The organism is Methanobrevibacter sp., assembly GCF_045116495.1.
Taxonomy (GTDB): domain Archaea; phylum Methanobacteriota; class Methanobacteria; order Methanobacteriales; family Methanobacteriaceae; genus Methanocatella.
The window spans coordinates 1-8374 of the sequence record NZ_JBGULU010000124.1; the positions used below are offsets into that span (position 1 = coordinate 1).

Below are 8374 nucleotides of genomic sequence, written 5' to 3' on the forward strand. Positions count from 1 at the left end.
CTGAAATTAAAAAAAAAGAAATAGAAAAAATAGAAGTGAAACTCTATTTTTTCACAGTGATTTTAACTTTTTTAGTGGTGGACTTGTAAAGTGTGTTTCCTTTGAATTTGATTACTGCTGTGAATTTGCCATTTTTGGTTAACTTTTTAAGGTTGAAAGTTGCTTTACCCTTGCTGTTGGTCTTTGCATTGTAAGTTTTGCCTTTAACCTTTAAATTGACACTAACTTTCTTAATCGCCTTTCCTTTGCTGTTTTTCAGAGTTATTGTATATTTCTTAACTTTTGCAGACTTTTTGAAACTTTTGTTTTTAGCAAGAATCTTTGTCTTTTCCTTATTTATTGTTATCTTTACGGTTTTTGATACGGCATTGTAATTTGAATCGGCAAATTTAATGACAAGATTTTTCTTGCCTGATTTTGCTGTCTTCAGGACTTTTGCAGTCAGGCTAATTTTTGCAACACCATTGGCATTGGTGGTGATTGAACCGATGTTTTTGCCATTTAATTTGAATGAAACCTTTTTACCTGCAATAACATTTCCGTTTACATCTTTAAGGATTATACTGTATTTTTCACCATAGTTAATAATGTATGCCTTATTTTTAGCAGAGATTGTTGCATTTTGTTTAAACACACTGAATGAGACTGATGAAATTGCAACACGTTTGTTTCCCAGATATTTCACATCAACACTGTAGTTTCCAGCATTCAAATCTGAAATTTCTACAGTAGCAGTTCCGTTAGATACCTCAGCAGAATATGTTTTGTTGTTGATGATAACAGAAACTGTTCCATTATTTAACGGCATATTATTTTCATCAAAAACATTTGAAGAAATCTTTAAAATTTCCCCATAAGTAATGTTGGAAACATTGAGACTTCTTAATAGTCCCAAATCCCCTGGATAAACATTAATTAATGTGATTGCTGCATTTTCTTTTAAAAATACATGATTTCCTCTACTGGTTGCAACATTATCTGCAAATTCGGAATTGCTGATTGTAAGATTACCATCATTGAAAATTGCACCACCATATTTGGCATTATTGTTTGCGAAAGCAGATTGATTGATTGTTCCGTTCTTATTAAAATAGATTGCTCCTCCATAACCTGAAACAAAGTTTTCAATGAAGTTACTCTTATTAAATTCACCAAAACCAAAAATGTAGACTGCTCCACCTGAATTCTCATTTGCAGAATTACCTGTGAAATTACAATCGCTTATTTTTAGATTATCATTGGAGTAGATTGCTCCTCCACTGAATCTTGCTACATTATTGTTGAAGTTGGAATCCTCAACGATTCCGCTTTTCCAAAATTCGATTGCCCCACCAGTTCTTCCACTGTTATTTGTGAAATTACAGTTGTCTACTTCAAAAACGCCGTGAACATATAATGAGCCTCCATTTTGGGCTTCATTGCTGCTGAAGAGAGAATCTTTAATTGTACCATCTCCCCAAATGTAAACTGCACCACCATAATAACCGGCAGCATTGTTTACAAACTCAGAGCCTATTACTGTTCCATTACCTTCAAAATAAATTGCTCCTCCACAACTATCATCAGAGTCATCTGCTGAATTGTTGTTAAAATTAGAGTTAATGACTGATCCGCTATCAGCAAAATAAATTGCTCCTCCGGATTCTGCATGATTATTTTTAAATGAAGCATTTTCAATGACACCATAATCAATTGCTATAGCACCACCATACTCGGCAGAATTGCTATCGAATTCGCTATTGAAGACTACATTTTCAAAAGTTTCAAAGAAATTGACTCCACCACCATATTTAGCTTCATTGTTAATGAAATTGCTGTTAAATGTTATATTGTATGGAGTTTGCCTGTAATTTACACCTCCACCATATAGAGCGGCAGTATTGTTTACAAAATCACATGTGAATACGCTGTTGCAGGAAGTGTTCTTAAATGTTATTGCACCTCCGTTTCCATTTTCATCATCAATTTTTCCCAAAGCGGAGTTGTTTATGAAATAACCTGTGAAGTTATTGTTATTTGATGTATTGTAGAAAAACATTGCTCCACCGCAGGAGTCTGCTACATTGAATCTGAAATCGCTGTTGAATCTATTGTTGTTTGCTTTGTTGTAAAAAAAGATTCCCGCACCATAAGCACCTCTATTGTATCTGAAAATACTTTCAAACTGATTGTTTTCAGCCATTTTATAGAAAAACATTGCTCCGCCACTTGCGGCTTTCGCATGATTATTGTAAAATTCAGAGTCAAATATGTTGTTTGAAGCTTTTCCTTTAAGATAGATTGCTCCGGCAGCCCTTTCAGCTACATTACCTTCATAGTGTCCATTTATTGTGGTGCCTGCGGTTTCACCATTAAAGTATATTGCACCACCATTTTTTGCACTATTATTTATGAATATGGAGTTGATTTCACAATTAGAAACTGAATTATCAATATAAATTGCACCACCTGAGCCGGAAGCACTATTATTGATAAAACTACAATTATCAACTATTTTTAAAGAGGTAAAAGAAGCTGCAGGACCGTTGGTTCCCTTTGCATTTATAATATTGATATTTTTAAGGGTAACGTTAGAACCTGTAAAAACAAAAATCCTCACTTGAGCCGAACCGTCTACGGTATGGCCTTGACCATCAACAACATAATTATCTTTAGAAATATAAAATCCATCAAAATCCTTATCAGTCGATGAATTAAATTTATAATCTTTATTAAGTACTAATACACTTTCAGACTGAGAAATTAACACATTTAAATCCGTGAAATTACCCATATCTGCACCTTCATCTGTTAAAGTTTCTTCCATGGCGTCACATGCCTGTGCCTCAAAATCTGTTTGATTGTCGGAGACTGCACTTACACAAGATAAACTGATTAAAAAAGCCAGAATTAATGTGACAATAATTATTTTTGATTTAATAAAATTCCTCCAATAATATAGTAATATAAATTATTTATATATTTGTTCAAATGATATAAAAAATATTGATTTATGGTTAATACCCCATAGCTACTTTTTTAGATTGATTTTATGACCTAAATTTGACATAAAAGAAACATTAACTCATTTTAAACTATTATTCGATAAAAAAAGAAAAAAAGAAGGAAATTAGATTCCTTGTGAGTATTGATTTATTTATTATTCTCTACTGTTAATGATTATTTGCATCATTTAAGGCAATATTGACAATAACATGCATTAATCTGAAATCCATAGCCTAATTAGGTGCCGCAGGAACATATGCATATGCTGATGCATTAAGTTTCAATTCCATTGGCCGGATAACTACCTTTTCACCGGTCATTTGATGGGTTTCAGGATTGCGCTGTATTTTAAAAGTATTACTGTTCTTGCTTTGTTCCCAAACCACATTGTTGAGTATTTGTTTTCCGTCTTTGAATGCCTGAATCTGCATATCATTACAATAAGAAGTGATATAATTTGCTCTAGTATTATTATCCTTGATTTTTGATGCCTGTGTAATTACTTTACTCATTCCGGCAAACATATTGTTTTCAGCTTCATGCCAGTAGCCCTGCACTGCATCACCATAAATTTTATGATTTTCTGGTCCCACACATCGAGTACAAAGATCTTTAAAGGTATAATACGGATAGTTATCTGTATCAAATACCCCACTCTCATTTGCAGGCTGATTAGCTCCATAAGCATCACTGACATTTATACAATCATTGGATACCGGTACAAACACACCATAAACCTGCGGACCGCAACTAACCCAACTGATACATGACATTTCTGCTGGAAGATCTGGATAAACCTGTATTATATGGGCGCTTATCGCTGTATCAGTTCCGATCACCCTCATATCAATCCTACCAGTATCATCAGGAGAATATTTTGTTCCTTCATATCTATTACGCATAATTTGACTGACATTTTCAAGTGAAACATTTTTATCAGGTTCAAAACAGAGCGGATACAATGCGTTATGATTATAGTATGAACCGAATTTTGAAGGCGCTAAAATGTGGTGCCCTGCCCAAGTCCTCACATGAGAGTAATCTGAAGTAATCTGCTTTCCGGAATATGTTTCATACAAATTAATCTCACCATTTTTGCCGCGCATCGCAAAACCTTTTTCCTCTGCAAGACTAATTAAGTCTTTAGATGTAATATTATCTTCATAGTCGGATAAGTACTCTAAATTAAACTCATTACCAAAGACAGATACTTTGTCGGCAGGCAATTTCACTGCAGCATACTGATGTCCGCCATACATCTCAACATACCATGCTTCGTTCTGATCAGCAATAATTGCAATATTGGACTCGCTGCTACCATACTCATCAATGAGTCCGCAAAGAACCTCTACACCCTCTCTAGCTGTTTTACTCTGACAAACCACAAGGTCCACAGTAGTGAATTCAGTGAGTCCATCTTCTATTAATGGATCTGCTTTCAATGCGACCTCGTTTGGAAATGCTGTAACAGACATGGACATGGCCACACCGTATTCATTAGTGCATGCAGTTGCATCAGAACCAAATCCGCAGTATTCCATTGTACTATTCATAAATGGTGTCGCAGTGTATTTATAAGTGGTTTCAGGAATCTCTGTTGTTACATTTCCGTCTTTACTTACAGGCATAACCCGGCCAGATTCATTTTCCACCCTAGGATTCACTGTAATATGATTCCCAAAAACTTCCTGCACATCATTTGATCGTGCAAAAATTAGCGAACCGTCAGCACTGACCTCTAAACCAACATATACTGCAGTACATGCCGCACTGGCCTGCATACTACATATCAGCAGCAGACAAAAAACCAAAATGAATCCTTTTTTTTGATGAATTTTTTAACTCCAATCAGAAAACCTCCTCGCAAACAATCTAGGAAATAAATATTGTTTAGAGATATTGCGAATTAACAACATTTCACGGAATATTTATTTTTAAACTAGATAAAAAATTCAATATTATTTTAGTTATCAATTATACGGTTTTATTTCAATTGCTTTATAAAACTTTTGAAGAATATGTGATTAGTCATAAATATCCGAAAAACAGTGTTAAACCAGTAAAACTGATTGAATTAGTGAATTTTACATATTATTTTAATCAAAACTAAAGATAAATAATTATAAATAATCTCATCACTAAATGTTTAATTATATATTTTATAAAAAAAACAAAAACCCCCAAACAGATTTTGAACAAAGAGGAAAAAATGAACGAAAGAGGTCAATGGAATTCAGTATTTACATTTTTAATGGCCATGATAGGCCTAACTCTAGGAATAGGAAATATTTGGCGATTTAGTTACGTGCTATACTCCAACGGCGGAGGATCGTTTTTCATACCTTACATAATTGCAATTTTAATTATGGGAATTCCTTTTTTAATTTTAGAATATGGGTTGGGATTTAGTTTTAAGAAAAGTTTTTCTACTTTAATGCGCAGTATCCGTCCCGAATTCGAAATTATAGCTTGGATGCTAGTTTTATTGGTGTTTATAGTTGTAATTTATTATATGATTATTTTAGGCTGGGACCTTGTATATCTGTTAAATAGTTTTAATTTCGGTTGGGGAAATGACCCTACATCATTTTTTACAAATCAGGTCGGCGGAAGTTCCAATTTGGCATCCGCCACAACAATAATACTGCCAACCATGATTTGTACACTAATATTATGGGCAATCTTTTGGGTAGTATCCGTTAAAGATGTGGATAAAGGAATTGGTAGATTATCCAATGTTTTAATTCCATTATTATTCATCATCATGGTTTTTATTTTTATTTATGCATTTACATTACCTGGATTCCATATCGGAATAAGTACATTGCTTACTCCTAATTGGTCTGCGCTTTTAAATATAAATGTTTGGCTTGCGGCTTTTGGGCAGATTATATTTTCTTTAAGCATTGGTCAGGCAATGGTATATACATATGCAAGTTATCTGCCTAAAAATACAAAATTGGTAGATGAAGTGCTGATTGTTGTTATTACAAACTCAATATATGAGATTTTCATAGCTTTTGGAGTATTTTCAATACTTGGATATATGTCTTTAACCTCTTCGATACCAATGAATGAATTAATCAGTGAGGGTACCGGATTAATATTTATTGTATTCCCACAGATATTCAATTCAATGGGAATAATGGGACATGTTATTGCTCCATTATTGTTCATATCAATATTGTTTGCAGGCATTACTTCTTCATTTGCACTCTTTGAACCTTTGCTTTCATCCTTGTGCGACAAATTTGAATGGAGCAGGAAAAAAGGAGTTACAATTCTTACAATTATTGCATGTGTAGGCACAATCATTTTTTCAACAGGAATCAGTAGTTATTCAGTGAAAATCGTTGATGAATTTGTAAATAATTTTGGAATTTTGATTTTGATTGGAGCCCAAGCCCTAATCTTCGGATGGTTTTATGGAGTTGAAAAAGTTATTCCAGTGCTGAATGAATTTTCTACTTTTAAAGTTGGAAAAACATGGATTTTCACACTGAAATATTTATTACCTATTCTTTTAATTGGCGTTTGGATATTTGGACTTGTGGGTCTGTTTAATGATAAACACTCACTTGAAATAATAGTGTATGCAATTATCACAATAATTGTTGTTGGACTTTCTGTAATATTTACAAAATTAAATCCTAAAAAATCATGATTTGGCCTTGAACTACCATAAGGCGTGCCGGAAAATCATGAAGATAATAACCTATGCCTTGGCGATATCCGGTTCGATTTATACCGTATTAACTTTTTATCAGGAAAAATAAATATAAAATGAAAAAATTCATGAAACAAGCAAGTTTTTAAATTGTGATGTAAAAAATAATAATCATGAAATACATCAAACTTGGAAATTCAAACCTTAATGTTAGTCGGGTGTGTATGGGTTGTATGGGTTTTGGTGATCCGACAACAGGAATGCATACCTGGACACTGCCCGAAAAAGAATCAATCGAAGTAATTAAAAATGGACTGGACAATGGAATAACATTTTTTGATACTGCAATTGGTTATCAAAACGGTACTTCTGAACAATACCTTGGAAAAGCAATTAACGAGTATGCTGACCGTGAAGAAATTGTAATTGCAACCAAATTCCTGCCTAGAACAGAAGAAGACATCAAAAATAATGTTTCAGGCCAAAAGCATATCCACGATCTTGTCAACAAAAGCCTAGACAATCTTCAAATGGATTATATCGACCTATACATCTATCACATGTGGGATTACAATACTCCATTATATGACATTTTAGAAGGTTTAAATGAAGTTATTGAAGAGGGGAAAGTTAGATACATAGGTATTTCCAACTGTTTCGCCTGGCAGCTTGCAAAAGCAAATGCGTTAGCTGAAATAAATGATTTCAGTAAATTTGTATCCATTCAGGGACATTACAATTTAATTTTCCGTGAAGAGGAACGTGAAATGGTTCCATTATGCAAAACTGACAATATTGCATTAACACCATATAGCGCACTTGCATCTGGAAGGATTTCAAGATTGCCTGGCGAGGATTCCAAAAGATTAAAAGAAGATTTCTATGCCAAATTAAAATACCAGAACACCGAAACACAAGATTTGGAAATAATTAAAAGAGTCAATGAAATATCAGAAAAATATGGTGTTTCAATGACTGAAGTTTCACTTGCCTGGCTTTTAGAAAAAGTAACTTCACCAATTGTCGGTGCAACCAAAATGCATCATGTGGAGGGTGCAGTTAATGCAGTCGATTTAAAATTATCCCCTAATGAAATGGAATATCTTGAAGAACCTTACATAGCACATGATTTAGTTGGTGTAATGGCAGACAATAAGGTTTCAGCAGGATATAATGATAAAGTATGGCAGAAATATACAAAAGACAACATTTAAACTCATATATTTTTAGAAAATAATGTATAATTCAGCGAAATGCTGTTTGATTAGGAAAAATTAAGTTGAAAAACTATTAGTGAAAATCCTAATGTTAATGTTAAAAATAGATTTTTGCTGCCATTTAGTCCATAATATATGTTAAATCAGCAGTATATAAACTTTTTAATTTTTGTTGTCAGTATTACCCCCCACAATATTTTTTGAATATTTTTCAATGATTTAAACAAAACAGCTACTCCAATTTTTCAAAAAAAAATCAATTAACATATCTAAAAACGGATATCACTATCTAAAATTAAGAAAACATTTAATACTTGGTTTAATTAAAAATAATACTAAATGGTTAAATGGAGGTGAAAAGTATGGCAAACGGAATACTTGCTGCAATATTGTCCTTTTTTATCCCAGGTTTAGGTCAAATTTACGCAGGAGATTTACAGAAAGGAGTAATATTTTTAGTAGTCTTAATAATTTTCGCAATTTTTGGTTCATTGATATTCAGAAG

The 8374-nt window shown here is 33.1% G+C and carries 4 protein-coding genes; 2 read left to right on the forward strand and 2 right to left on the reverse strand.

Annotated elements, in window-relative coordinates; genetic code table 11:
• Positions 1-43: 43 nt before the first annotated feature.
• Both ACJMLH_RS06745 and ACJMLH_RS06750 read right to left on the reverse strand, forming a co-directional pair.
• Entirely contained in the window at positions 44-2806 is a 2763-nt protein-coding gene (locus ACJMLH_RS06745; protein WP_405276020.1) for an Ig-like domain repeat protein, read from the reverse strand.
• A gap of 412 nt (positions 2807-3218) precedes the next feature.
• Positions 3219-4796 (reverse strand): C69 family dipeptidase, encoded by a 1578-nt coding sequence (locus tag ACJMLH_RS06750; protein WP_405276022.1) that lies wholly within the window; start codon positions 4794-4796, stop codon positions 3219-3221.
• A gap of 398 nt (positions 4797-5194) precedes the next feature.
• On the opposite strand from ACJMLH_RS06750, the gene ACJMLH_RS06755 reads away from it, so the two are divergent.
• Positions 5195-6649 carry a sodium-dependent transporter gene (locus ACJMLH_RS06755; protein ID WP_405276024.1) on the forward strand — a complete coding sequence of 485 codons (1455 nt, stop codon included), beginning with the start codon at positions 5195-5197 and terminating at the stop codon, positions 6647-6649.
• Between the two features lie 176 nt (positions 6650-6825).
• Positions 6826-7866, forward strand: coding sequence for an aldo/keto reductase (locus ACJMLH_RS06760; protein WP_405276026.1), 1041 nt, complete (start codon positions 6826-6828; stop codon positions 7864-7866).
• Positions 7867-8374: the final 508 nt, after the last annotated feature.

What these genes read in the sequence shown, in the direction of transcription:
- ACJMLH_RS06745 (WP_405276020.1), bottom strand. Translation starts at nt 2,806, where the DNA reads ATGGAAGAAACTTTAACAGATGAAGGTGCAGATATGGGTAATTTCACG.
- ACJMLH_RS06755 (WP_405276024.1), top strand. Translation starts at nt 5,195, where the DNA reads ATGAACGAAAGAGGTCAATGGAATTCAGTATTTACATTTTTAATGGCC.
- ACJMLH_RS06760 (WP_405276026.1), top strand. Translation starts at nt 6,826, where the DNA reads ATGAAATACATCAAACTTGGAAATTCAAACCTTAATGTTAGTCGGGTG.